Source organism: Pseudomonas sp. R15(2017), assembly GCF_002112685.1.
Classification (GTDB): Bacteria; Pseudomonadota; Gammaproteobacteria; order Pseudomonadales; family Pseudomonadaceae; genus Aquipseudomonas; species Aquipseudomonas glycinae.
This window is the reverse complement of the sequence record NZ_NEII01000002.1, coordinates 175,405-199,649: the sequence shown is the minus strand read 5'-3', so window position 1 is coordinate 199,649 and position 24,245 is coordinate 175,405. Positions and strand designations below refer to the sequence as shown.

The window sequence follows — 24,245 nt, the reverse complement described above, 5'->3', positions numbered from 1 at the left end:
CCGGTCACCAGGCCTGACCGCGGCGTTTCAGCTCAAGACGCCGCACGAACTCTTCCAGTACCAGCGAATACAGGTCGTCCTGCAGGTAGGCGTCTTCGATGCCGGCGTCGAGGTTCGGGTTATCGTTGACCTCGATCACCACCACTTTGTCGCCGGCCTGTTTCAAATCGACGCCATACAAGCCATCGCCGATCAGGTTGGCGGTCTTCACCGCCAGTTCCACCACCGCGCGCGGCGCCTCGTGGATCGCCAGCGTGCGGCATTCGCCGTTGACATCCTGGCCCTTGGCCTTGTGGTTGTAGATCTGCCAGTGGCCTTTGGACATGAAGTACTGGCAGGCAAAGATCGGTTTGCGGTTGAGCACGCCGATGCGCCAGTCGTACTCGGTGTAGAAGAATTCCTGGGCCAGCAACAGCACCGAGTGTTCGAACAGTTCGGCGGTGGCCTCCAGCAAGGCCTGCTGGCTCTCGACCTTGATCACGCCACGGGAGAAGCAACCGTCCGGGATCTTCAGCACCAACGGAAAACCGAGGCGTTCGCCGACCCGCTCGAAATCTTCAGGTCGCTCCTTGTAGAGAATTTCCGTGGCCGGCATGCCCAGTTGATGGCTGTTCAGCAGGTCGGTCAAGTAGACCTTGTTGGTGCAGCGCAGGATCGACGTCGGGTCGTCCATCACCACCAGCCCTTCGCTTTCGGCCTTCTTGGCGAAGCGATAAGTGTGGTTGTCAACGCTGGTGGTCTCGCGGATCAGCAAGCCGTCGTACTCGGCCAGCCTTGCGTAATCCTTGCGCTCAATCAGCTCGACATCGATGCCCATGCCCTTGCCGACCCGCACAAAGTTTTCCAGCGCGCGGGCATTGGACGGTGGCAAGGCTTCCTGCGGATCATGCAGGATCGCCAGGTCATAACGCGCCACTTGCGGCGAACGCGGAACACGCCAGATTTTGCGACTGAAGCCGTCCAGCGCATTGGCAAACTGATCTTCCTGATCGTCGCGCAACTTGTGCAAGGCGCCGGACTTTATGCCTTCGATGTGCCAACCGTTAGTTCGACGAAACTCAACTAACAGAATCGGACATGGAAATACTTCAAACAATTGCCGGGCCAGATCCTGCAACGGCTCGATATGGGTTCTGCCGAAATAAAGTGTCAGCGTAAAGCCTTCGGTATCGCTGTAGAGGTGATGGCTGAGGGCTTTTTCCAGAGTTTTATCCAGGTCGTCCAGCGCCAGGCCGTAAAGGGATTTTCGGGTCAGTTCGCTGATGGTCCGCACCGACGGAATCACCTTATGGCCCCTGGCTTCCGCCAACAGTGAGCAGTAGTAGCCGTGGCCCAGGTACTTGTAGCTGCGGCACAGGTTGATCACCTGCACTCGTTTTCCCGGTTCGTTATCGGGTGGTTGTTCGAGGTATTCCTGGGCTGTCAGGATGTCTTCGCTGGGGAAATACGAGGCCCAGTCTTCCTTGCGTTCGACGATGATCAACACTTGACTAGACGTTCTGATCTGCGGTTTTAAATAAGTTGCCGGTGGCAAACTTTGACTGGATACTTCGCGCCAATGACCCTGTACCGCTGACATAGAAATTGATCCGTTGGAGAACAAGACCTTTTCTATTAAGCACGAAGTTTTTCGAAAGTCCCGTTTCGTTACGCAACTTTTACGGTGGTCATATGAATGCTGTTTTTCGCCTGGCGGTCGTTGAGGATTTGCCCGCGTTGCTGACGCTGGAGATGCACTGTTTCACCACGGACCGGCTCACCCGCCGCAGTTTCCAATGGATGATCACCCGGGCCCACGGGCAATTGTGGGTGGCCGAACGCGACGGTCAACTGGCCGGTTATGCGCTGGTGCTGTTTCATCGCGGCACCTCGCTGGCCCGCCTGTACTCCATTGCGATTGCCCCCGAGGCACGCGGCGGCGGTCTGGGAAAACAATTGCTGCAACGGATCGAGGCCTGCGCGCTTGAGCACGACTGCGCCTATCTGCGGCTGGAAGTGCGCACCGACAACCCCACCGCCATCGCCCTGTACGAGCGCAACGGCTACCGGCGCTTTGCGCTGATCCATGACTACTACGAGGATCACGCCGACGCGTTGCGTCTGGAGAAACGCATTGTCCAGCACCGCGACTCACGCAACATCAAGGTCCCCTATTACCGACAAACCACCGATTTCACCTGCGGCCCGGCCTGCCTGCTGATGGCCATGGGAGCATTGCAGGCCGATCGCTTATTGGAGCGGCGCGAAGAGTTGCAGTTGTGGCGCGAGGCAACCACGGTGTTCATGACAGCTGGCCATGGCGGTTGCAGCCCGCAAGGCCTGGCATTGGCGGCGTGGCGCCGGGGTTTCAGAGTGCGTTTGCAACTGAGCATGAGCGGGCCGCTGTTTCTCGACGGCGTGCGCGATGCGCATAAAAAAGACGTCATGCGCCTGGTGCATGACGAGTTCATGGCGCAACTGAATGACACCGATGTCGATCAATCCATTGGCGTAACGATGGACGTACCCGCACTGCTGGCCAACGGTGGCCAGCCTCTGGTGCTGATCAGCAGCTATCGCCTGACCCGCTCGAAGTCGCCGCACTGGGTGATCGTTACCGATTGCGACGAAGACTTCGTCTACCTGCACGACCCGGATGTCGACCACAGCCAGCATCGCCAGCCCATGGACTGCCAGCACGTGCCGGTCAGCCATGGGGAGTTCGAGAAAATGTGCCGCTTCGGTCGTGGCAAATTGCGGGCGGCGGTGGTGCTCTACGCCCGGACTACTTGAGTCCGACCTTGTACAGCGAACCGTTGGACTCATCCGTCAGCACATACAGGTAACCGTCCGGCCCCTGACGTACATCACGGATCCGCTGTTTCAGTTCGCCCAGCAAGCGTTCTTCATGCACCACCTTGTCGCCGTCGAACTGCAAGCGGATCAGCTCCTGCGTCACCAGCGCACCGATGAACAGATTGTGCTGCCACGGCTTGAATCGATCGGCATCGTAAAAAGCCATACCGGTGACGCCCGGGGATTTTTCCCAGACATGGTGCGGCCCGACCGTGCCTTCGGCGGTCTTGCCCTTGGCTTCCGGGATCGGTTGCATGGAGTAGTTGATGCCGTGGGTCGCCAACGGCCAGCCGTAGTTCTTGCCGCGCTCGATGATGTTCACCTCATCGCCGCCGCGCGGGCCGTGTTCGTTTTCCCACAAGGTGCCGGTCCACGGATTGAGCGCGGCGCCCTGGGGATTGCGGTGGCCGTAGGACCAAATTTCCGGGCGTACGCCGGACTGACCGACAAAGGGATTGTCATCGGGCACCTTGCCGTCGGGGTAGATCCGCACGACCTTGCCTTGCAGCTTGTCCAGATCCTGTGCGGTCGGGCGGTCGTTGTTTTCGCCCAAAGTGATGAACAGATAACCGTCCCGATCGAACACCAGTCGCGAACCGAAGTGGTTGCCGACCGACAGTTTTGGCTCCTGGCGGAAAATCACCTGGAAGTCCTTCAAGGTTTTCAGGTCATCCGACAGGCGCCCGCGCCCCACCGCCGTTCCTGCCTTGTCACCCGCACCGCCGCCTTCGGCGTAAGACAGGTATACAAGGCGATCCTGTTTGAAGTCCGGTGACAGCACCACGTCGAGCAATCCGCCCTGCCCCTTGGCCCAGACATCCGGCACACCGGTGATCGGCGCGGACAGTTTGCCGTCAGCGTCTACCACACGCAGGTTGCCGGGGCGTTCGGTCACCAGCATGCCCTGGCGATCCGGCAGGAAAGCCAAGGCCCATGGGTGTTCAAGGCCTTGGGTAATCGTCGTGACTTCGAGGGTGCCCTGTTCGCTTTGCAGCTCTTTGGAAGCGGCAGCGAACGCCGGGGCGGCGATCAGTGCACTGGCACACAGGCCGGCCAGAAGGGTTTTACGCAACATGCACGATTCCTTTTGTTCGTGTGAAGGGCTGACAGAAACGGTTCTGCCATTCAACGGTTGCTCCCGCTGTCACGGGCTGGAGGATTGAGAATGAAGGTCGGTGGCTTGCTCGGGACCGAGCGCAGCGGCTGGCCATTGCCGATGCCGCGATTTTCCAGGGTCGGCGGACGCGGCACGGGAACGGTGTTCGGCCCGCGAACGGGCGGAGTGCCGGGCTGGGTGCCCTGCATGCTGTTGGGGTTCGCCCGGCGGATCGGGCTGTTGTAGGGATTGTTGCTGTTGCCGGTCGGACTTTGTGCCAGCAACAGCGATGTATGGCTTATTGCGCCATCGGCGTGAACCAGCCCGCCACTGAGGGCGAGCAACGCAATGCCAAGCAGGAAACGGTTCATGAACGGCCTCTTTCGGTGCGCAGGGACTAGAGCCTTCGAGTCCACGCTACGCCGTGGGTTCGCATTTGTTAACCCGTCACCGCTAAACAAGATGTAACACGGCTTGACCTGACGTTTAGCGGCACCCAGCAAACAACGGAAACTTTTACGTCGGGCCACGGGTCACCCGAACATCACTCGGAGAACAGCACATGGCTCGGGCAATCTGGAAAGGCGCAATCAGTTTCGGTCTGGTCCACATCCCCGTGGCGCTGGTCTCGGCGACGTCATCCCAAGGCGTCGACTTCGACTGGCTCGACAGCCGCAGCATGGACCCGGTCGGCTATAAACGGGTCAACAAGGTGACCGGCAAGGAAGTCACCAAGGAGCACATCGTCAAAGGTGTGCAGTTCGAAAAAGGCCGCTATGTGGTGCTCAGCGAGGAGGAGATACGTTCGGCGCACCCGGTTTCGACCCAGACCATCGACATTTTCGCCTTCGTCGACAGCGAGCAGATCCCGTTGCAAAACATCGACACGCCTTATTACCTGGCCCCGGACAAGCGCGGTGGCAAGGTCTACGCCTTGTTGCGTGAAACCCTGAGCAAAACCAAGAAGGTCGCCCTCGCCCGCGTGGTTTTACACACGCGTCAGTATCTGGCGGCGTTGATGCCCCTGGAGTCGGCGCTGGTGCTGGTGAAGTTGCGCTGGCCGCAGGAAGTGCGCGGCCTGGACGAACTTGAGCTGGGCAGCGAAGTGACCAAGCCGCAACTGGCCAAGGGCGAACTGGACATGGCCAAACGGCTGGTGGAAGACATGACGGCGGACTGGACACCCGAGGATTACAACGACGAGTTCGAAGACAAGATCATGGCGCTGGTGGACAAGAAGGCCCATGAAGGCAAGATCGAAGACGTCGAGACGGTTTCCGGTGAAGAAGAGCGCAAATCGGCCGATGTTATCGACCTGACCGAACTGCTCAAACGCAGTCTCGGCGGGAAAGCCCCGGCCAAACCGGCGAAGAAGACCGCCAGCAAGACAACACCGGCGAAGAAGACCAAAAAGGCCTCATGAAAATGAAATCGGGCGACTGTCTTTCAACAGTCGCCCGACTCATCAGATCAGAATGAAGATCGCCAGCAGACCGCCGAAGATCGCCCACTTTTCCATGTAATAGAGTTTGCGATTGCGCTTTTTCAGCTCTTTGCCGCGCAGGCGAATCTTGTAGATTTTGGTAAACAGGCGATTGATGCCACCGGTGCGGTCACCCGCATCGTTCGGTGCACCGGCCGCCGACATCACGGTGCGGCTGAACCAGCCGTTGAACGCCGCTGCCCAGCGATACTTCATCGGACGCTCGACGTCACAGAACAGGATGATGCGGTTCTGGTCGGTGGTGTTTTCCGCGTAATGAATGAAGGTCTCGTCAAACATCACTGCTTCGCCATCACGCCAGTGATAGCTCTCGCCATCGACGTTGATGTAGCAACCGGCATCGTTCGGCGTTTCCAGGCCAAGGTGGTAGCGGTACGAACCAGCATACGGGTCGCGGTGACGCACCAGTTTCGAGCCCGGTGGCAACTCGGCAAACATCGCAGCCTTGATCGAGCCGATGCTCTGCACCAGCTCAGTGGTGCGCGGGCACAGTTGCAGCGCCGACGGGTGGCTGTCGCCGTACCACTTCAGGTAGAAACGCTTCCAGCCGGTCTTGAAGAACGAGTTGAAACCGACGTCGTCGTACTGATTCGAGCGCTTGATCTCGCCAGCGCGCAGCAGGTTGCGGCCTTCCTCGCGAATTTCTTCCCAGTGGGCCTGCAACGGGCTCAGATCGGGAAAGTCCTTCGGATCGAGGTACGGCGTGTTGGGCTTTTTCGAGAACAGATAAAGGAAGCAGTTGATCGGTGCCAGAAACGAAGAGTGATCGCTCAGTTGACGACCGAGTTTGTGTCGTACGCGCCCGCGCAAGTGCACGTATGCAATGGAAATGACATATACAGCGGCAATGATGAGTTTCACGAAAATCGTCACACGTCAGAAGTGAACAAACTGCGCGCCTTTCGGGCTGTGGCCCAAGGTCTGTGGCAGTGGTCTGAAATCAAAAAAAACGTCCCGGTGGCGCATCCTTGAGCCCATGCCGGACAAGGCACTGGGTGAATGGATGGCATTTTAGCCACAGTTTGTAACCAATAGTGAACCTTCATCTGTGAAAAACTGTCTCGCGATTGCTCCAAACGGCAATCGGAATGTCAGCGCCCTATCGTTTAAAGAGCCAGACCAGTACAATCGCCGCCAAACTTTACGCGCCCCCTTGGTTGATGACGGGATAGTCCCGCCTCAGCGCACTTCGACTCGGGCCAAGCGCTCCGGCTGCACCCTCGCTACTCAGCACGCTTCGCAGGAAAAACCTTTGATTTCTACAGCTAACATCACCATGCAGTTCGGCGCCAAGCCGCTGTTTGAAAACGTTTCGGTCAAATTCAACGGCGGCAACCGCTATGGCCTGATCGGCGCCAACGGTTGCGGCAAGTCGACCTTCATGAAAATCCTCGGCGGCGACCTCGAGCCGTCCGGCGGCCAGGTCATGCTCGAGCCCAACGTACGCCTGGGTAAACTGCGCCAGGATCAGTTCGCCTACGAAGAATTCACCGTGATCGACACCGTGATCATGGGTCACGAAGAGCTGTGGAAGGTCAAGGCCGAGCGCGACCGCATCTACTCGCTGCCGGAAATGAGCGAAGAAGACGGCATGGCCGTGGCCGAGCTGGAAACCGAATTCGCCGAGATGGACGGCTACACCGCCGAATCCCGCGCCGGCGAACTGCTGCTGGGTCTGGGCATTCCGCTGGCACAGCATTTCGGCCCGATGACCGAAGTTGCGCCAGGCTGGAAACTGCGTGTTCTGTTGGCTCAGGCACTGTTCTCCGATCCGGAAGTGCTGCTGCTCGACGAACCGACCAACCACCTGGACATCAACACCATCCGCTGGCTGGAAACGATTTTGACGGCGCGTAACAGCACCATGATCATCATTTCCCACGACCGTCACTTCCTGAACAGCGTCTGCACCCACATGGCCGACCTGGACTACGGCGAGCTGCGTCTGTTCCCGGGCAACTACGACGAGTACATGACCGCGGCGACCCAGTCCCGCGAGCAATTGCTGTCGGACAACGCCAAGAAGAAAGCCCAGATCGCCGAACTGCAAACGTTCGTCAGCCGCTTCTCGGCCAACGCCTCGAAAGCCAAGCAGGCCACTTCCCGCGCCAAGCAGATCGACAAGATCCAGCTGGCCGAGGTCAAGCCATCGAGCCGCGTGAGCCCGTTCATCCGTTTCGAACAGACCAAGAAGCTGCACCGCCAGGCCGTGACCATCGAGCAGATGTCCAAGGGCTTCGACGGCAAGACCCTGTTCAAGAACTTCAGCTTTACCGTTGAAGCCGGCGAGCGCGTGGCGATCATCGGCCCGAACGGTATCGGCAAGACCACGCTGCTGCGCACGCTGATGGGCGAACTGACCCCGGACGCAGGCACGGTGAAGTGGACCGAAAGCGCGGAGCTGGGCTACTACGCACAGGACCACGCCCACGACTTCGAAGAGGACGTCAGCCTGTTCGACTGGATGGGTCAGTGGACTCAGGGCGAGCAAGTGATCCGTGGCACCTTGGGTCGCATGCTGTTCTCCAACGACGAGATCCTCAAGTCGGTGAAGGTGATTTCCGGTGGTGAGCAAGGTCGCATGCTGTTCGGCAAGCTGATCCTGCAAAAGCCGAACGTGCTGGTGATGGACGAACCGACCAACCACCTGGACATGGAATCGATCGAGGCGCTGAACCTGGCGCTGGAAAACTATCCGGGCACGCTGATCTTCGTCAGCCACGACCGTGAGTTCGTATCGTCCCTGGCCACGCGTATCATCGAGCTGAGCCCGAACGGCGTGACCGACTTCAGCGGCACCTACGACGATTACCTGCGCAGCCAAGGCGTAGTGTTCTGAGTCGAATCGAGCGGTAAATAGAAAGCCCTGTCCTTGTGACGGGGCTTTTTTTTGCTCATTGCTGATCGTTCCCACGCTCTGCGTGGGAATGCCTCAAGGGACGCTCCGCGTTCCAGCTCTGGAAGGGACGCGGAGCGTCCCGGGCTGCATTCCCACGCGGAGCGTGGGAACGATCAGCGTAAGGACGTGGAAACGATAGTTAGCCTGCTTTCTTTTATTTCAGCGCCACGCCATGATGCGGACTCTCCCACCGCCGCCCGCGAACGAGTCCTCATGTCTGCGCAGCAACTGCCACCGCAAAGCTCCATGGCGATCACCCTGCAGATCGTTTCCATCGTTTTCTATACCTTTATAGCCTTCCTCTGCATCGGCCTGCCGATTGCGGTGCTGCCCGGCTACGTGCACGAACAACTGGGTTTCAGTGCCGTGATCGCGGGGCTGGTCATCGGTTCGCAATACCTGGCCACCCTGCTCAGCCGGCCGATGGCCGGACGGATGTCGGACACCGTCGGCACCAAACGGGCGATTGTGTATGGCTTGTCGGGGATTGTGCTCAGCGGTGTGCTGACGCTGATTTCGACGCTGCTGCAGAGCTTGCCGCTGTTGAGCCTGTCGATCCTGATTGTCGGTCGCTTGCTGCTGGGGATCGCCCAAGGTCTGATTGGCGTCGGCACCATCAGTTGGTGCATGGGCCAGGTCGGTGCCGAACACACCGCGCGCTCGATTTCCTGGAACGGCATCGCGTCCTATGGTGCGATTGCCATCGGCGCGCCGCTGGGCGTGGTGATGGTCGCCGATTATGGTTTCGAGAGCCTGGGCATTGTGTTGTCACTGCTCGCGGCCGGCGCCTTGCTGCTGATCCGTAACAAACCGTCGGTGCCGGTGGTGCGCGGTGAACGGCTGCCGTTCTGGGCGGTGTTCGGGCGGATAGCACCGTTCGGCGCCAGTCTGAGCCTGGCGTCGATTGGCTACGGCACGCTGACCACCTTCATCACCCTGTATTACCTCAATCGCGGCTGGACCGGCGCGGCGTACTGCCTGACGGTGTTCGGCGTATGTTTCATTCTGTCGCGGCTGCTGTTCATTTCCGCCATCGGCCGTTTCGGCGGATTCACCTCGGCAATTGCCTGCATGACTATCGAAACCGTCGGCCTGGTACTGCTGTGGCTGGCGCCTTCGACCGCGTACGCCTTGATCGGTGCCGGTCTGGCAGGATTCGGCCTGTCGCTGGTGTACCCGGCGTTGGGTGTCGAGGCGATCAAGCAAGTGCCCAACTCCAGTCGCGGCGCCGGGTTGAGTGCCTATGCGGTGTTTTTCGATCTGGCGCTGGCGATTGCCGGGCCGTTGATGGGTGCGGTGGCGCTGAACCTGGGGTATTCGTGGATTTTCTTCAGTGCGGCCATGCTGTCCGTAACCGGACTGGCGTTGACCCTGCTGCTCAAGCGCCGGGCCATGGCGTAAGCGCTCACTGATCCGCCGTCTGCATCCCCGCGCGGGTCGGCCGGCCCAAGGCATGGGAGAAAAACCGTCCGGCCTCGGATATCAGGTTGCGGTGGATGTCTTCGCGGTCCACGCCATCGGCATCGGTGCACAGGGCCGGCATCGCACGAATCTGTTCCTCATTGCATGGCGCCATGAACACGAAGTGCCCTGCCCCAGCCAGCAATTTGAAATCCGGTGCCGTTGGCAGTTTGCGCGCCAGAGCGGCGGCGTTTTTGTCGAAGGCCACCAGTTTGTCGCCGTCACCGCTGTAGAGCAGCACCGGCACATGCACATCGGCCAGCGTATGGCGACCGAACTTCAGGCTCAGCGGCGCCATCAGCAGCAACGCATGCACGCGCGGATCGGCCACCGGTTGCAGATCGTCGCGGTCAACAATCAACTCACCCTGAGTGTTGCAGGCGTCGCGGTCATCCGGACGTTCCTGGCAATAACGGCGCAGACGATCCAGATCCGGCTGCGCGCCGGACAGAATCAACGCCGTTTCCCCACCCGCCGAATAGCCGATCACGCCAACCTGTTCGGCGTTCACGTACGGCGCGAGCATGCGGTCGCCCAACGTCGCGGTAATCGCTTCGGAAATCTGGATCGGCCGGCCATAAAGATTGCTCAACGTGCCGAGGCGGCTGTGATCCCTGGAGTTGTCGCCGGGGTGAATCACCGCCACCACCACAAAGCCCTTGCGTGCCAATGATGTGGCCAAATCGTGCAGCGCCAGTGGCGTGCCGGTGTTGCCGTGGGACAGCATCAGCATCGGGAAACGGCCGATGGCGACTTTGGTGTCTTCGCCGGCCTCGACCGAATAGCCTTCGAGCAGGCTCATGTGTTCGCGGTCGCTGGAGGGATAGAACGCGATGGCGCGCATCGGCTGCAGGTCGAGCGGATCGAGAAACGTCATCTCGTGATAACCGACGCTCCAGCGCGGATGTTGCCCAGGCGCAGCGTGCACTGAATTCAGGCTGCCGAGCAGGCAAATCAGTAACGCTGCACAAAGACGCATCATGGGATGCCCCACCCTGTTGTTACTCAATCGAAAGATCCGTTGTGTTCGACGTCCGAGATTCCGAGGTTCGGTGATCCGGCGCGACGTTGCACTCAGACGTTGATCATCGGACTGCATAACCCGGGCCAGATTATGTAACAGTCAGAAACAAAAAACTCCGTACCTGGCCCTTGCAGAACCAGAATACAGAGTTTTTTGGGGTTTTCCTGAACAGCAGCTGTTCTTTATGCAAGCCTTACGCGGCGGCGAACAACTGCTCGTCGATTTTCGCTTGAGCAGCGCTCATGGCGTTGTTGCGTACTTCTTCGCCATAGGCCAGGCCTTCGGCACGAACCACTTCGATGTCGGTGATGCCGAGAAAGCCGAAGACCAGTTTCAGGTAGTCTTCGTGGGCCACGCCCGAAGCCTGACCGGCGTGGATGCCGCCAGCGGTGGACACGATCACCACTTTCTTGCCACCGCACAGGCCTTCAGGGCCGGCTTCGGTGTAACGGAAGGTCTGGCCGGCGACGGCGATGCGGTCGATCCACGCTTTGAGCTGGGTCGGCACGGTGAAGTTGTACATCGGGGCAGCGACGACGATGGCGTCGGCGGCGATGAATTCGGCCAGGGTGGTGGCGCTCAGTTCGGCTTCGTGCTGTTGTGCGGCGTTGCGCAGTTCAGCGGCGGTGCCGGCGGCAACCAGAGTGGTCGACGAGAAGTGGCTGATGGCGTCGGCGGCCAGGTCGCGGTAAGTCACGACAGCGCTTGGCTCGGCAGCTTGCCAGGCTTTAGTGACTTGACTGCTCAACTGACGGGAAGCGGAGTTGTCGCCCAGAATGCTCGAATCGATGTGCAGCAGTTTCATGTGGAATCTCCTGGAATGAATCGCCGGTGGCGACGGAATGGAGACAATCCTACCGACGAAACCAATAGCTGATTAGACGGCAACAATGCGATAGTTTGTCCCACTGATAGAACAGTCGGATTTCTCCATGCAAGACCTCAACGATCTCTACTATTTCGCCAAAGTGGTGGAGGCCGGCGGATTCGCCGCCGCCGGCCGCTTGCTCGGCATTCCCAAGTCACGCCTTTCGCGGCGCATCGCCGAGCTGGAAGAGCGCCTCGGCGCACGTCTGCTGCAACGCACCACTCGCCAACTGAAGCTGACGGCGGTCGGCGAACGCTATTTGCGTCACTGTCAGGCCATGCTGCTGGAAGCGGAAATGGCTGATGAAACAGTGGCCAGCATGTCCAGCGAGCCCCGAGGACGCTTGCGGGTTTCAAGCCCGACGGGGCTGGCTCATGAAATGTTGCCGGTGGTGATCAGCAATTTCCTTGGCAAATATCCTCAGGTGCAACTGGAAGTCACCTTGATCAATCGCCGGGTCGACCTGATTACCGAAGGCATCGACGTGGCCCTGCGCGTACGCGAACACGGCGATGAAGAACCGATGCTGGTGACCCGCCGCTTGCGTCAGGCGCAAATGGTGGTGGTGGCGAGCCCTTCCTTTGTCCAGGGTCTGGAAATCAATCATCCGCAGGATTTGAAAAACCTGCCGGTGCTGGGCGCTCTGGAAGCCGATCGCATGGTGCATGTGCGCCTGCTCGATCAGCACGGCAAGAGTTGTGATCTGGCGCTGGAAGCCCGGCTGGGGATCGACGATTTCATCGTGCGCAAGGCGTGTGTGCTGGCCGGCCAGGGTTTCACCCTGTTGCCGATGATGTATTGCGAAGCGGAGTTGAATAACGGCACGCTGGTGCAATTGTTGCCGGACTGGTCACTGCCCGGCGGCTGGCTGCAAGCGGTGTATCCGCATCGGCGCGGGGTGATGCCGGCGGTGCGCGCGTGGATCGATCATCTGGTCGAATCGTTCAATGCCTGTGGAGAACGGCTGTTATGAAACAAGGGAAGATGAGCGAGAAGGACGTCGCAGAGTTCTGCCTGGCCCTGCCCGGTGCCCGGGAAGACTACAAATGGGGTGGCGTGCGGGTGTTTTCGATTGCCGGCAACAAGATGTTCGCCTTGCAGGGATTGCGTGGTGATTCGCTGGCGTTCAAGGTCGACAAGGATCTGTTTCTCGGTCATTGCGACCGGCCTGGCATTCACCCGGCGCCGTATCTGGCCCGGGCGCAGTGGATCATCATGCACCCGCCCTACCCGCTGGGCGCCGAGGAATTGCAAGGCTTGCTGCAGCGTTCCCATCAACTGGTGGTGAGCAAGCTGCCCAAGCGCGTGCAGGTCGGTTTGCTGCTCTAGAACAGCGCCAGCAGGTTCGAACCCAGAAACAATTGATCGATCCAGAACACCTGGTGCAACGCGACGATCATCCAGAACAGCACCTGAAAAGACACCTTGCGCGTCTTGTGCCGGAAGACCTGCTGGGCGATCAACGCACCCGGCCAGCCTCCCGCCAGTTCTACCGCGTGCAGGATGTTTTCCGGTGTGCGCCAGGCGTCGGCCCGCGCCTTGCGCTTGTCCGCCCAGTACAGAAAAAACGCCAGCACGCTGACCAGCCCGTAAGCCGTCAGCGGCACGAGAGAAATCCCGCGCAGCCACATCGACAACGAGCCGAACAGTGGCAGCGCGCAGACGATCAGCAGCACCACCAGCTTCAATTTCAAGTGCTGGATATTGCCACCGGAAGGACCGCGATCCGGGCGGCGTGCGCGCGAGTCACTCATGGCTGAGCGGCCGTCCAGTCGACCCAGCCAAACTGCCACGTTGCCAGAATCACCAGACCGAAGACGATCCGGTACCAGGCAAACGCTGCGTAGCTGTGGCTGCCGATGAACTTGAGCAGGCCGCGCACCGCGATCATGGCGAAGATAAACGCGGTGACGAAACCGATCGCGAACACGGGAAAATCTGCCGGCACGAACAGGTCGCGATACTTGTAGCCCGAATACACCGCCGCACCAACCATGGTCGGCATCGCCAGGAAAAACGAAAACTCGGTGGCAGTCTTGCGCGACAGGCCGAACAACAGGCCACCGATGATGGTCGAGCCGGAGCGCGAAGTGCCGGGGATCATCGCCAGGCATTGGGCGAAGCCGATCTTCAGCGCATCCGTCCAGCGAATGTCATCGACCGTTTCGGCGTGCACTTCATGCTGACGCTGCTCGGCCCACAACATCACGATCCCGCCCACCACCAGCGCGGCGGCCACGGTGATCGGGTTGAACAGGTAATGGTGAATCAGGTCGGCGAAGATCACGCCCAGCGCCACGGCGGGCAGGAAGGCGATCAGCAGGTTGGCGGTGAAACGCCGGGCGCTCGGCTGGGTCGGCAGGCCAATGACCACGTCGAGAATCTTGCGGCGGAATTCCCAGACCACCGCGAGAATCGCACCGAGCTGGATGATGATGTTGAACGCCATGGCCCGCTCGCCTCCGAAATCGAGCAAGTCGGCAACAATGATCTGGTGTCCGGTACTGGAAATGGGCAAAAACTCCGTCAGCCCCTCTACAACTCCTAGAATCAGTGCCTGCAAGGCCGTCCAAAGATCCATCAATCCCCCAGAGAGCGATGCACAAAGGCATGCCCCGATAGTATTTTTTACGTTCACTGCGTTCAGCGTAGCTGGTTAAAGCTGTACCGATTCCGCACGCACAGGATCCACACGAAACAGTCAAAATTCCGTGAAAAATCAATTTGGATTCAGGTTTTCACGCGCGGGGCCGAAATCCTAACAGACAAGCCGTAATAGCGCTGCCGCGTTCTACGACTTGGGTCGCGTATGCCCGGTCACCGAAACGTGGTTGGATGCTGGCGGTGGTTTATTACAAGAAAAAGAATCCGGAGTGACAGCGTTATGAACAGCTTGCGCAGTGTGTCGATCAGCCGACGCTTGTGGCTCATCTTGATTGTGGCCGTGGTCATGCTGTTGACGTTGGGCGTGTTGATGCTCAAGCAGATCCATGATGACCTCTACCATGCCAAGGCCCAGAAAACCCAGCATGTGGTGCAGACCGCCAGCGGTTTGCTGACGTACTACCAGAGCCTCGAAGCAGCAGGAACCCTGACCCGCGACGTAGCGCAGAAACAGGCGCTGACCGCGATCCGTGGCCTGCGTTATGACCAGAACGATTACTTCTGGATCAACGACCTCACGCCCGTGATGGTCATGCACCCGACCAATCCCAAGCTTGAAGGCCAGAACCTCTCGGCTATCCGCGACCCTGACGGCTTTGCGGTGTTCAACGAAATGGTCGCCATCGCCAAGGCCAAAGGTGCCGGCATGGTCAACTACCGCTGGCCCAAGCCGGGCGCCAGTGAACCGGTGGCCAAGACGTCGTACGTGAAACTGTTCGAGCCTTGGGGCTGGGTGATCGGTTCCGGCGTTTACGTCGATGACGTGCAGGCCGAGTTCCAGGGTCAGGTGATCAAAGCATCGGTAGTCGGGTTGGTCATCGCGGTGATCATGGCGCTGCTGGTGATTCTGATTGCCCGCAGCATCGTTCGTCCGTTGCAGGAGACCGTGAACGCCATGGCCAACATCGCCAGCGGCGAAAGCGATCTGACCCGCAGTCTCGATACCCACGGCCAGGACGAAGTCACTCAACTGGCCCATCACTTCAATGCCTTCACCGCCAAGCTGCGCCGAGTGATCGGTGACTTGCAGGTGTCGGCCAGCGCATTGGGCCAATCATCCAGCGAACTGGGCAACGATGCGGCGCAAGCGCAGCAACGCAGCCAGCAGCAGTCGCAGCAGATGGAGCTGGTGGCCACCGCGGTCAACGAAGTGACCTACGGCGTGCAGGACGTGGCGAAAAACGCCGAGCACGCGGCCAGCGAAATGCGTGACGCCGAGGCTCAGGCCCAGCAAGGCCAGGTCAACATCGACGGCAGCCTGCAGCAGATCGACAAGTTGTCAGGCACCATCGATCAGGCCGTCGAAGTGATTCGCACGCTGGCGACCGAGAGCACGCAGATCGGCAGCGTGCTGGAGGTGATCCGCTCGATTGCCGAGCAGACCAACCTGCTCGCCTTGAACGCCGCGATTGAAGCGGCTCGCGCCGGTGAACAGGGTCGCGGTTTTGCGGTGGTTGCTGACGAAGTACGTTTGCTGGCTCAGCGCACGCAGAAGTCCACGGCGGAAATCCAGACGATGATCGAACGCCTGCAAAATCATTCCGAAGCCGCCGTGAAGGTGATCGGCGACAGCAGCAAGGCTTCGCAACTGACCATCGAACAGGCCGGCCTGGCCAGTGCGAGCCTGAATGCCATCGGCCAGGCCCTGCGCAACCTCAATGGTCTGAACGCCTCGATTGCCAGCGCAACGCTGCAACAGGCGCACGTGGTCGAAGACATCAACCAGAACGTCACCCAGGCGGCGGGCCTGTCCCACAGCACCGCGCTGGCGGCCGAGCAGTCGAGCGTGGCCAGCGTGAAACTCGGCCAGCTCAGCGAACAACTGAACGGGCTGCTGCGCCAGTTCCGAGTCTGATCCCTGCAACAGGTGGGAACTCGTTTCCCACCTGTTTTTCGGTACAATCCGCTCCCTCATTTATTCCCCCAAGGATCCTGCATGTCCGGGCTAGAACTGTTTGCCGCCGCCCTCGGCGTGATCGCCGTGTGGCTCACGGTCAAACAGAATCCGTGGTGCTGGCCGATCGGGCTGGTCATGGTGTCGCTCTACACCTGGGTGTTCTTCGAGGTGAAACTGTATTCAGACATGTTGCTGCAGGTGGTTTATGCCGGACTGCAAATCTATGGCTGGTGGCAATGGACCCGAGCCGGGACGATGCATGACGGGCGCGAGGTCAGTCGGCTCGACACGCGCTCGATAGTGCAGGGACTGGCCATCGGCACTGTCGGCAGTCTGCTGCTGGGCGCTGCGATGGCCCATTGGACCGACGCGGCGCAACCGTGGCTCGACGCAGCGCTGACCGGTTTCAGCCTGGTCGCACAATTCTGGATGGCTCACAAGCGTCTGCAATGCTGGGCGTTGTGGTTCGTGCTGGATGTGATCTTCGTCGGCCTGTTCCTTTATAAAGGGCTGTACCTCACGGCGGCGCTGTATGCCCTGTTCACCCTGATCGCGGTGCAAGGCTGGCGCGAATGGCGTGCCGACCCGGCGTTGCAACGATGAAAGTGATTGTCCTGACCGGCCCCGAGTCCACCGGCAAGAGCTGGCTGGCGGCCGGAATCCAACAGCAATTCGGCGGTTTGCGAGTGGACGAGTACGTGCGCTGGTTCATGGAGCAGAACCCTCGCGATACCTGCCTGGCCGATATTCCCGAGATCGCTCGCGGCCAGTTGCAGTGGGAAGATGCGGCACGCGCGCAGCAGCCGCGCCTGCTGATTCTCGATACGCATCTGTTGAGCAACATTCTGTGGAGCCAGACCCTGTTTGGCGACTGCCCGCCGTGGCTGGAAGGCGAATTACTGGCCCGTCATTACGACTTGCACCTGTTGCTCTCTCCCGAACAGATCGAGTGGACGGACGATGGTCAGCGCTGCCAGCCTGACCTGGATGAACGGCTCGCGTTCTATCACGCCACTCGAACCTGGCTGCAGAAACATCATCGGCCCTTGCAGATCATTCAGGGCAACTGGGCCGAACGCCAGCAGCAAGCCTTCAAAGCGGTTCGCGACCTGCTCGCGAACTGACCCGGTTTTCGGGTTGGTTGACCCGGTGCATCCCCTGTTTTGGGGTCAAAGTGTCCGTTCCTGAAACACTCCTGCGGATGCAAAGTGCCCGTCTCAGCGCCCTTCATCCCTTTGTCATGCGACTTGTTACGCAATTGAAACACCTGCGCGCAAACCCTTGTTCCAGAGCTTTGCAACGGCATAAGGGGGTTGCGAAGGCAGTGACTTGTTTCAACGATGAAACAGCTTTTGTATCGGGCCTGCGCTCGTCAAACCCAACGCATTGAAATTTAAAGACATTTCAAAAGCGGCACAGCTTTCGCTCTCTCCTTCACAACGCTGAACAGGCTCAGCCCACTGAAGAAGGAATTGCCGTCGTGGGGAATATCAATAAAGCCTTCACCTGCCTTCTGCTGATCGGATCAGCCGCCAGCACTTTCCTCAGTTTCAACGTTCAGGCCGAAGGCAATGGCGTGATCGTGCTCAATCGTGACGTCCAGCCGATCCCGATCGGCCGCAGCGGCGGCAAAGACCCGTATCCCACCACCGTCAATGCCAATCCTTCGGGCCGCATCGGTCAAGCAATGACCAGCACCGAACTCAACGACGGTGAATTTGCCAGTGTAGCCAGCGGATCCTCGATTCGCGGAAGTATCACTACCCCGACTTCGAACATCCCCGGCATGAACACTGTGACCAATCCGAATGGCTTGCCTGGTATGGGAGGCGGTCACGGCGGCGGTGCCGGCGGCTCGATCTCCAATACCGTCAACCGTGCCATGAGCTCCGGTCTTGCCCCTCTGACTCGCATGGCTGGAGGCCAATAAATGAATCGCTCTCTGCTCTTGCTCGCCCTCCTCGGCTGCACCAGCGCTATGGCTGACCCGAGTTCCGTGAACAACGCGAACATTCAGGAAACCGGCATCCAGTACCGCGGCAACTACAACGTCAACCAGGCTGCCGGCGACCAGATGCAACAGACCAACACCAAAGCGATCGCCATCGGCACCAGTGCCAGCGCGACCACGAGCGTCATTCAGCACATCAATACGCCCGCCGACCGCACTGGCAATGCCAGCGCCAACATCGGCGGCAACTCTTTCACTAACGGCAACGGGATCCTGGGCGTGAACCAGGGCGCCGGGGCCAATAACCAGATGGCCAACGTGACGCGCGTCAGCATCAGTGCTGCCCCGCAGAGCGTTGACGATAGCGCCCTTTCTCAACAGAACGTGGCGTTGTTACCGAGCTCAGGAGCAACTGGTACCTCACCCGGCAGTCGCCAGGTCACGACAAGTGATCAGGCCTTCACCGGCAGCCGAGGGGTAATCCAGGTGAACCAGAGTGCCGGGGTGGGGAACCGAATGGCTAACACCCTGAGCATCCGGGTCGCTGACTGACCCAAACAACAAAAGCAGTGCAATTAGAAAGTACCAACACTTAACCAACTAATAAGCACGGAGAAACACCATGAAACCTACAATGGCCCTCAAACCACTGGTTTTCGCACTCGCAGCAGTGATGGCAATCGCAGCACAGGCAGGCGGTCGTGATGATAATCACGGTCATGGTAACGGGCATGGCAACCATGAACCAAAAGGCCCAACCCTGGAACAACTGCTGCAAATCGGCGCTGGCGCCGGGGCGGCAGTGCTCGACACGCAAAGCAGCTCTGGCAACCTGGTCGGCAACCAAGGCACCAAAAATGATGCCTCCGTCCGCGACTCGGCCAATGGCACCAACGGCAACGTTGGCATGAACAACACCGCCGGCGATGGCAACCAGCAAGACAATGCCGCCGCTCTGGCCACTGCCGATGAAAGTTTCATCTTCGGCTCTGCGGTGTCGGTCTCCAGCGCAACTCAAGTCAACACCAACAACGCCGTTGCGAACTACTCCACCACCAACAACGCCAACCTCAACAACGTAGGTAACGGCGGTTCCGGCAACATTGGCGTGAACAACAGTGCCGGCAACTTCAACCAACAGAAAAACAACCTGGCAATTGCTGTATCGGGTGGTCGTGTAGCTAACGCCGCTGCTGCTGCGAACCAAACCTCCACTGGCCTGACCGTAGCCAACAACGGCACTCAAACCTACAAAAAAGATACCCTCACCGGTACTTTCGCCGGGGCTGGCGCGTTCTACGCGAAGGGCACTGCGAAAATCGAAGACGACGATCACGGTCATGGCGGATATGGCAATAACGACAGAGGCCATGGTGGCGACAAAGATCAAAAAGCCAAATTCGAGGCAGTGGGCGTATTCGGCCTGGCAGGTGTGACCACTCAACAAGTGATGACCCCTGATGGCTGGAAAAACCCTGTGACCAACAACGCTTCCATCTCCAATGTTGGTAACAACTTCTCGGGTAACGCTGGTTACAACAACGCCGCTGGTGTTGGCAACCAACAAAGCAATACGCTGTCCATCGCCGCAGGTTGCAAATCCTGCATGTAATCGCGATCGAAACGAAAGCCCCGGAAACGGGGCTTTTCCTCAGTCCGCAAAGGCGTATCGATCATGCGTAAGACTGCCCTCCTCGCTCTGCTTTGCTTCTGTGGTCTGACCCAGGCTGCCCAGATGCCCGTTGCTGCCTTGCCTGGCGGCACGCTTGTCTACAAGAACGTGCAAAGCATTCGTGAGCGCAAGTTTGCCGACATCGTTGAACAGAAAACCGACTTCAGTTGCGGCGCCGCCGCTCTGGCGACGGTATTGCGCCAGGCTTATTGGCTCGACGTCGATGAAGAGCACATCATCAAAGGCATGCTGGTCAACGCTGACCAGGACCTTGTCCGTACTCAAGGTTTCTCCATGCTCGACATGAAGCGCTACATAGAAAGCATCGGCATGCGCGCCAGGGGCTACAAGATTCCACCGGAAAAACTCGACGCAGTCACGATCCCGGTGGTGGTACTGATGGAAATTCGCGGCTACAAGCATTTCGTGGTGATGCAGCGGGCGGACAAGGATTGGGTTTACATCGGAGACCCGGTTTTAGGACACAAACGCTACTCCCATGATGACTTTGTCAAAGGTTGGAACGGCATTGTCTTTGCCATCGTCGGCCCCGGATATGACAAGGCCAATGCCTTGCGCAGCCCTCCGGTACCGGTGACGGCCAAGAACAAGCTGGATGCCTTCAACCCGGTCAAAGATGCTGAATTGATGGACTTCGGGTTCATACAGAGCGACTTCTTTTAATCGCCGATTACAAGATTGGGGCTGGATGTCCCGGGAGCAGCAGATGAAAACCTCATACTGGCTGGCCGCCGCCTGTCTGGCAGCGAGCGCATCAGGCTATGCCAATGCAGGATTCAAACCCATCGAAATCAAGGACCAGGAGCTCGCAGAGCTGCGCGGTCGTTATGTCATGCCGGGGCGGATCATCAGCTTCGGCGTCGTCATGAGCAGTACCTGGCGCAACGCCAGTGGAGATCTGATCGGGGCATCGGCCACGATGCAATTGCAGGCCGCTTCGATAAAACCTGAATTCTACGTCTCGACCATCAAGGAACACGGCAACGGCAATACCCCGGAACTGGGGACGGGCTCGGTCGTGGGTGGCGCGGGACTCAACTCCAGCCAGGGCGTAACGCAGAGTGTGCGCGCCGCTGGCGATGGCAACGCCGCCTACAACAACGTTGCGATCAACGTCAAAGAAGCCAGTCAGGCACCCGCCCTGGCGCCCGCCCAAGGCCAGGCCTTGATGGCCGGCCAGACCATTTCCGGCAGCAACGGTGCCGGCAGCGTCGCGGTTTCAGCCACAAATGGCGGTGTGCAAATGGCCATTCAGGCCTCCGGCAATCAGGGTACAGCCTTGCAACAGGTCGCCCAGGGTGGACTGTTGCAAAACACCCGTCTGCTGGGTAACGCGAACGTAGTCAACAACCTGACACAACTCAACGTTGTCCTTAACAATAACGGCATGAGTGCCGGCGCACTGGACTGCAACCTGACTCAACTCAGGGCACTACGCAACATCGGATATTGAACTACGCTGAGTCTCGATCATTGGGCTTAAAGGGACGGCTTATTCATGTATCGATCAGTATCACTGCGTGCCGCTGTATGTTTGAGTACTCTTCTACCGGCGGCAATGCTGCAAGCAGCACCTGATGCCGATGTCGAAGCCCTGAAACAGGAACTTCTGGAGCTTAAGCAACGATACGAAGTACAACAGAAAGCCCTGGCGGTGCTCGAACAGCGGGTCCGGCAGGTCGAAGAACAACCTGCCTCTCCACCCCCAAAACGCCTGGCCAAATCGCCTTCGGACATGAAAGGCAACCGGGTCGCCACCGGCACCGGGGCTGCAGCGGCTTCGGGGGGCGCCGCCGGGGGTAGCGGCGCATCCTATGGCCAGTCACTGGCCGACGATTCGCAACCGGCACAGAGTGTGTCCAACCTGTACGACGAAGCCAGCGGTTTCTTCGGCGGCGGCAAGTTCAGCTTTGAAACCGGCGTGACCTATTCGCGCTACGACACCCGCCAGCTGATTCTCAACGGTTTCCTCGCCCTGGACTCGATTTTCCTCGGCAACATCAACCTCGACCGGATCAAGGCCGACACCTGGACACTGGATCTGACGGGCCGCTACAACTTCGACAACCGCTGGCAGTTCGACCTGAACGTGCCGGTGGTCTACCGCGAATCGACCTATCAGTCCGGTGGCGGCAACGGCGGTGCATCCAACGTCACCACCGAACAGGACGTCAGCCGCGACCCGACTCTCGGCGACGTCAACTTCGGCATTGCGTACAAGTTCCTGGACGAGTCGGTCAACACCCCGGACGCCGTGGTTTCCTTACGGGTCAAGGCGCCTACGGGCAAGGACCCGTTCGGGATCAAGCTGCGCCAGACCGATGCCAACTCGAACCTGTTCGTGCCTGACACCTTGCCTACCGGCAACGGTGTCTGGTCGATCACCCCGGGCATCTCGCTGGTCAAGACGTTTGACCCGGCCGTGCTGTTCGGCAGTCTGTCCTACACCCACAACTTCGAGGAGTCGTTCGACGACATCAGCTCCACGGTCAACCAGAAAAACCCGGGCAAGGTTCGCATCGGCGACAGCTTCCAGATTGGTGCAGGTGTTGCCTTCGCACTGAACGAGAAGATGAGTATGTCGTTCTCCGTGTCTGACCTGGTGCAACGCAAGAGCAAGCTGAAACAGGATGGCGGGGATTGGGAATCGGTGGTGTCCAGCGACGCCAACGCCGGTTACTTCAACGTCGGCATGACCATCGCGGCCACCGACAACCTGACCATTGTGCCCAACCTGTCCATCGGCATGACGGACGATGCCCCGGACTTCTCCTTCAGCCTGAAATTCCCGTACTACTTCTAGACCGCGACATCATGAAAAGGCCCGCTGCGACTTGCATCGCAGCGGGCCTTTTCAGCTTCCTGACCTCAGGAAGCACCGCGCCCTAGCGGATCTGGTGCTTGTGCAGCAAACGATAGAAAGTCGGCCGGGAAACCCCCAGCACTTTGGCGGCAACGCTGAGATTGTCGCTGTGCCGGTTCAGCACATCACACAACGCCTGGCGTTCGGCGCGGGTCTTGTAGTCTTCCAGGGTGCCCATCGGTGCCGCGATCGACTGCTGGCTGATCAGCCCCAGGTCACGGGCTTCGATTTGCCGCCCTTCGGCCAGCACCAGGCCTCGACGCACCCGGTTGGCCAGTTCGCGGACATTGCCCGGCCAGTCGTGTTTGCCCATGGCGATCAGCGCGTCTTCACTGAAGCTGCGCGGACGACGGCCGGTTTCATGGCTGTAGAAATGGGAAAAGTGGTTGGCCAGCATCGACAGATCGCCGTGGCGCTCGCGTAACGGCGCGGTCACCACTTGCAGCACATTGAGCCGGTAGTACAAGTCTTCGCGAAAGCGCTTCTTCTCGATGGCGGCTTCGAGATCAACGTGAGTCGCCGCCAACACCCGCACATCGACCGGAATCGGCTGACTGCCACCGACCCGTTCAATGTGTTTTTCCTGAAGAAAGCGCAGCAGATTGGCTTGCAGTTCCAGCGGCAGATCGCCGATTTCATCGAGAAACAAGGTGCCGCCGTTGGCCGCTTCGATACGCCCGACCTTGCGCTGATGGGCGCCGGTGAACGCGCCTTTCTCGTGGCCGAACAGTTCGGACTGGATCAAATGCTCGGGAATCGCCCCGCAGTTGATCGCCACAAACGGTTTGCTGTGGCGTTGCGACTGCCGGTGCAGGGTGCGGGCGACCAGTTCTTTACCGGTACCGCTTTCGCCGCGAATCAACACCGGCGACTCGGTGGGGGCCAGTTTGCTCAGCAGCTTGCGCAGCTCGCGGATCGGTTTGCTGTCACCCAGCAGCTCATGTTCCTGCTGATCGACGTGTATCGTGCCCTGACCGCGCAGGCGCGCCATGCCGAACGCGCGGCCGAGGGTGACCTGCACCCGCGACACGTCAAACGGCAAGGTGTGGAAATCGAAAAACCACTCGCAGACGAAATCACCGACGTTCTGCAAACGCAGCACTTCCTGATTCAACACGGCGATCCATTCGGTACCACTGCGGCTGATCAGCTCTTTGACGGCTTCGGGACGTTCCAGATGAAAAGGCTGTAAACGCAACAGGCCTACATCGCACGTTCGGTCGGCGGCATTTTCCAGGCTGCAACTGTCGACGTCCCAACCTGCAGCACGTAAACCCGGCAATAATCGGTGACAGTCGTCGCACGGGTCGACGACCAGTAAACGTCGTAATGCAGGCGCTTCGTTCATGACTGTTCCTTGGCGCCAAATTTTAGGAAATGATCGTAAAAACAGTCATTTGGCAAACCTGACTGTTACATTAGCAAGAATTTGACGGCGTCTTGTATCGATTGCTTATAGGTATACAAGTGAAGCGGTTATAAGAAGCGGC

The 24,245-nt window shown here is 59.3% G+C and carries 24 protein-coding genes; 15 read left to right on the top strand and 9 right to left on the bottom strand.

What is annotated here, in order from left to right; genetic code table 11:
* Positions 1–4: 4 nt before the first annotated feature.
* Positions 5–1,579: a RimK family protein gene (locus CAF77_RS04485; protein ID WP_064381746.1), complete on the bottom strand. Its 1,575-nt coding sequence runs from the start codon at positions 1,577–1,579 to the stop codon at positions 5–7.
* Positions 1,580–1,671: 92 nt separating this feature from the next.
* Here CAF77_RS04485 and CAF77_RS04480 point away from each other — a divergent pair, with 92 nt between their 5' ends.
* Positions 1,672–2,772 (top strand): GNAT family N-acetyltransferase/peptidase C39 family protein, encoded by a 1,101-nt coding sequence (locus CAF77_RS04480; RefSeq protein ID WP_085654074.1) that lies wholly within the window; start codon positions 1,672–1,674, stop codon positions 2,770–2,772.
* Here CAF77_RS04480 and CAF77_RS04475 read toward each other — a convergent pair.
* Positions 2,765–3,910, bottom strand: coding sequence for a PQQ-dependent sugar dehydrogenase (locus CAF77_RS04475; protein WP_064381748.1), 1,146 nt, complete (start codon positions 3,908–3,910; stop codon positions 2,765–2,767). The two genes, CAF77_RS04480 and CAF77_RS04475, sit on opposite strands and share 8 nt — an antisense overlap.
* A gap of 50 nt (positions 3,911–3,960) precedes the next feature.
* Positions 3,961–4,302, bottom strand: coding sequence for a hypothetical protein (locus tag CAF77_RS04470; protein WP_064381749.1), 342 nt, complete (start codon positions 4,300–4,302; stop codon positions 3,961–3,963).
* Between the two features lie 191 nt (positions 4,303–4,493).
* Between CAF77_RS04470 and CAF77_RS04465 the strand changes: the two genes are divergently transcribed.
* Positions 4,494–5,354, top strand: a complete 861-nt coding sequence (locus CAF77_RS04465; RefSeq protein WP_064381750.1) for a Ku protein — start codon at positions 4,494–4,496, stop codon at positions 5,352–5,354.
* 42 nt (positions 5,355–5,396) lie between these two features.
* Here CAF77_RS04465 and lpxO read toward each other — a convergent pair whose 3' ends face one another.
* Positions 5,397–6,296, bottom strand: coding sequence for a lipid A hydroxylase LpxO (lpxO, locus tag CAF77_RS04460; RefSeq protein WP_064384101.1), 900 nt, complete (start codon positions 6,294–6,296; stop codon positions 5,397–5,399).
* A gap of 391 nt (positions 6,297–6,687) precedes the next feature.
* Here lpxO and CAF77_RS04455 point away from each other — a divergent pair, with 391 nt between their 5' ends.
* Positions 6,688–8,274 carry an ABC-F family ATPase gene (locus CAF77_RS04455; protein ID WP_085654073.1) on the top strand — a complete coding sequence of 529 codons (1,587 nt, stop codon included), beginning with the start codon at positions 6,688–6,690 and terminating at the stop codon, positions 8,272–8,274.
* A 273-nt stretch (positions 8,275–8,547) separates the two neighbouring features.
* Positions 8,548–9,735 (top strand): MFS transporter, encoded by a 1,188-nt coding sequence (locus tag CAF77_RS04450; RefSeq protein ID WP_064381752.1) that lies wholly within the window; start codon positions 8,548–8,550, stop codon positions 9,733–9,735.
* Between the two features lie 4 nt (positions 9,736–9,739).
* On the opposite strand, the gene CAF77_RS04445 is transcribed toward CAF77_RS04450, so the two are convergent.
* Together CAF77_RS04445 and CAF77_RS04440 are read right to left on the bottom strand one after the other, a co-directional pair.
* Complete coding sequence (locus CAF77_RS04445; RefSeq protein WP_064381753.1) at positions 9,740–10,777, bottom strand: hypothetical protein; 1,038 nt, start codon at positions 10,775–10,777, stop codon at positions 9,740–9,742.
* A gap of 235 nt (positions 10,778–11,012) precedes the next feature.
* Positions 11,013–11,624 (bottom strand): FMN-dependent NADH-azoreductase, encoded by a 612-nt coding sequence (locus tag CAF77_RS04440; protein ID WP_064381754.1) that lies wholly within the window; start codon positions 11,622–11,624, stop codon positions 11,013–11,015.
* Between the two features lie 127 nt (positions 11,625–11,751).
* On the opposite strand from CAF77_RS04440, the gene CAF77_RS04435 reads away from it, so the two are divergent.
* Together CAF77_RS04435 and CAF77_RS04430 are read left to right on the top strand one after the other, a co-directional pair.
* On the top strand, positions 11,752–12,660 hold the full coding sequence (locus CAF77_RS04435) for a LysR substrate-binding domain-containing protein (RefSeq protein WP_064381755.1): 909 nt from the start codon (positions 11,752–11,754) through the stop codon (positions 12,658–12,660).
* On the top strand, positions 12,657–13,016 hold the full coding sequence (locus CAF77_RS04430; RefSeq protein WP_064381756.1) for an MmcQ/YjbR family DNA-binding protein: 360 nt from the start codon (positions 12,657–12,659) through the stop codon (positions 13,014–13,016). Before CAF77_RS04435 ends, CAF77_RS04430 begins: the two co-directional genes overlap by 4 nt.
* Here CAF77_RS04430 and CAF77_RS04425 read toward each other — a convergent pair.
* Together CAF77_RS04425 and CAF77_RS04420 are read right to left on the bottom strand one after the other, a co-directional pair.
* Positions 13,013–13,441, bottom strand: coding sequence for a DUF1294 domain-containing protein (locus CAF77_RS04425; RefSeq protein ID WP_039768201.1), 429 nt, complete (start codon positions 13,439–13,441; stop codon positions 13,013–13,015). The two genes, CAF77_RS04430 and CAF77_RS04425, sit on opposite strands and share 4 nt — an antisense overlap.
* On the bottom strand, positions 13,438–14,268 hold the full coding sequence (locus tag CAF77_RS04420; protein WP_064381757.1) for an undecaprenyl-diphosphate phosphatase: 831 nt from the start codon (positions 14,266–14,268) through the stop codon (positions 13,438–13,440). The genes CAF77_RS04425 and CAF77_RS04420 overlap by 4 nt, the downstream gene beginning before the upstream one ends.
* Positions 14,269–14,571: 303 nt before the next feature.
* Between CAF77_RS04420 and CAF77_RS04415 the strand changes: the two genes are divergently transcribed.
* The 9 genes from CAF77_RS04415 (at position 14,572) to CAF77_RS04375 (ending at position 22,695) form a co-directional block, all read left to right on the top strand.
* Entirely contained in the window at positions 14,572–16,206 is a 1,635-nt protein-coding gene (locus CAF77_RS04415) for a methyl-accepting chemotaxis protein (protein WP_064381758.1), read from the top strand.
* An 81-nt stretch (positions 16,207–16,287) separates the two neighbouring features.
* Positions 16,288–16,851: a nicotinamide riboside transporter PnuC gene (gene pnuC / locus CAF77_RS04410; protein ID WP_064381759.1), complete on the top strand. Its 564-nt coding sequence runs from the start codon at positions 16,288–16,290 to the stop codon at positions 16,849–16,851.
* Entirely contained in the window at positions 16,848–17,372 is a 525-nt protein-coding gene (locus CAF77_RS04405) for an AAA family ATPase (protein WP_064381760.1), read from the top strand. The genes pnuC and CAF77_RS04405 overlap by 4 nt, the downstream gene beginning before the upstream one ends.
* Before the next feature lie 356 nt (positions 17,373–17,728).
* The gene (locus tag CAF77_RS04400; RefSeq protein ID WP_064381761.1) at positions 17,729–18,178 is read left to right on the top strand and encodes a hypothetical protein; all 450 of its coding nucleotides are present in this window, start codon (positions 17,729–17,731) and stop codon (positions 18,176–18,178) included.
* Complete coding sequence (locus CAF77_RS04395) at positions 18,179–18,751, top strand: hypothetical protein (RefSeq protein WP_064381762.1); 573 nt, start codon at positions 18,179–18,181, stop codon at positions 18,749–18,751.
* A gap of 70 nt (positions 18,752–18,821) precedes the next feature.
* Entirely contained in the window at positions 18,822–19,811 is a 990-nt protein-coding gene (locus CAF77_RS04390; RefSeq protein WP_064381763.1) for a hypothetical protein, read from the top strand.
* 63 nt (positions 19,812–19,874) lie between these two features.
* Positions 19,875–20,555 (top strand): C39 family peptidase, encoded by a 681-nt coding sequence (locus tag CAF77_RS04385; protein WP_007957477.1) that lies wholly within the window; start codon positions 19,875–19,877, stop codon positions 20,553–20,555.
* 43 nt (positions 20,556–20,598) lie between these two features.
* A complete protein-coding gene (locus CAF77_RS04380; RefSeq protein ID WP_064381764.1) occupies positions 20,599–21,345 on the top strand; it encodes a hypothetical protein in 747 nt (248 codons plus the stop codon).
* 45 nt (positions 21,346–21,390) lie between these two features.
* A complete protein-coding gene (locus CAF77_RS04375; RefSeq protein ID WP_039768189.1) occupies positions 21,391–22,695 on the top strand; it encodes a transporter in 1,305 nt (434 codons plus the stop codon).
* Between the two features lie 82 nt (positions 22,696–22,777).
* Here the strand turns inward: CAF77_RS04375 and CAF77_RS04370 are convergent, their stop codons facing one another.
* Positions 22,778–24,103 (bottom strand): sigma-54 dependent transcriptional regulator, encoded by a 1,326-nt coding sequence (locus tag CAF77_RS04370; RefSeq protein WP_064381766.1) that lies wholly within the window; start codon positions 24,101–24,103, stop codon positions 22,778–22,780.
* Positions 24,104–24,245: the final 142 nt, after the last annotated feature.

Bases quoted from the DNA above. Each gene is read 5' to 3' on its own strand.
- CAF77_RS04485 (WP_064381746.1), bottom strand. From the start codon at position 1,579: ATGTCAGCGGTACAGGGTCATTGGCGCGAAGTATCCAGTCAAAGTTTG.
- CAF77_RS04480 (WP_085654074.1), top strand. From the start codon at position 1,672: ATGAATGCTGTTTTTCGCCTGGCGGTCGTTGAGGATTTGCCCGCGTTG.
- CAF77_RS04475 (WP_064381748.1), bottom strand. From the start codon at position 3,910: ATGTTGCGTAAAACCCTTCTGGCCGGCCTGTGTGCCAGTGCACTGATC.
- CAF77_RS04470 (WP_064381749.1), bottom strand. From the start codon at position 4,302: ATGAACCGTTTCCTGCTTGGCATTGCGTTGCTCGCCCTCAGTGGCGGG.
- CAF77_RS04465 (WP_064381750.1), top strand. From the start codon at position 4,494: ATGGCTCGGGCAATCTGGAAAGGCGCAATCAGTTTCGGTCTGGTCCAC.
- CAF77_RS04450 (WP_064381752.1), top strand. From the start codon at position 8,548: ATGTCTGCGCAGCAACTGCCACCGCAAAGCTCCATGGCGATCACCCTG.
- CAF77_RS04445 (WP_064381753.1), bottom strand. From the start codon at position 10,777: ATGATGCGTCTTTGTGCAGCGTTACTGATTTGCCTGCTCGGCAGCCTG.
- CAF77_RS04440 (WP_064381754.1), bottom strand. From the start codon at position 11,624: ATGAAACTGCTGCACATCGATTCGAGCATTCTGGGCGACAACTCCGCT.
- CAF77_RS04435 (WP_064381755.1), top strand. From the start codon at position 11,752: ATGCAAGACCTCAACGATCTCTACTATTTCGCCAAAGTGGTGGAGGCC.
- CAF77_RS04430 (WP_064381756.1), top strand. From the start codon at position 12,657: ATGAAACAAGGGAAGATGAGCGAGAAGGACGTCGCAGAGTTCTGCCTG.
- CAF77_RS04425 (WP_039768201.1), bottom strand. From the start codon at position 13,441: ATGAGTGACTCGCGCGCACGCCGCCCGGATCGCGGTCCTTCCGGTGGC.
- CAF77_RS04420 (WP_064381757.1), bottom strand. From the start codon at position 14,268: ATGGATCTTTGGACGGCCTTGCAGGCACTGATTCTAGGAGTTGTAGAG.
- CAF77_RS04415 (WP_064381758.1), top strand. From the start codon at position 14,572: ATGAACAGCTTGCGCAGTGTGTCGATCAGCCGACGCTTGTGGCTCATC.
- pnuC (WP_064381759.1), top strand. From the start codon at position 16,288: ATGTCCGGGCTAGAACTGTTTGCCGCCGCCCTCGGCGTGATCGCCGTG.
- CAF77_RS04405 (WP_064381760.1), top strand. From the start codon at position 16,848: ATGAAAGTGATTGTCCTGACCGGCCCCGAGTCCACCGGCAAGAGCTGG.
- CAF77_RS04395 (WP_064381762.1), top strand. From the start codon at position 18,179: ATGAATCGCTCTCTGCTCTTGCTCGCCCTCCTCGGCTGCACCAGCGCT.
- CAF77_RS04390 (WP_064381763.1), top strand. From the start codon at position 18,822: ATGAAACCTACAATGGCCCTCAAACCACTGGTTTTCGCACTCGCAGCA.
- CAF77_RS04385 (WP_007957477.1), top strand. From the start codon at position 19,875: ATGCGTAAGACTGCCCTCCTCGCTCTGCTTTGCTTCTGTGGTCTGACC.
- CAF77_RS04380 (WP_064381764.1), top strand. From the start codon at position 20,599: ATGAAAACCTCATACTGGCTGGCCGCCGCCTGTCTGGCAGCGAGCGCA.
- CAF77_RS04375 (WP_039768189.1), top strand. From the start codon at position 21,391: ATGTATCGATCAGTATCACTGCGTGCCGCTGTATGTTTGAGTACTCTT.
- CAF77_RS04370 (WP_064381766.1), bottom strand. From the start codon at position 24,103: ATGAACGAAGCGCCTGCATTACGACGTTTACTGGTCGTCGACCCGTGC.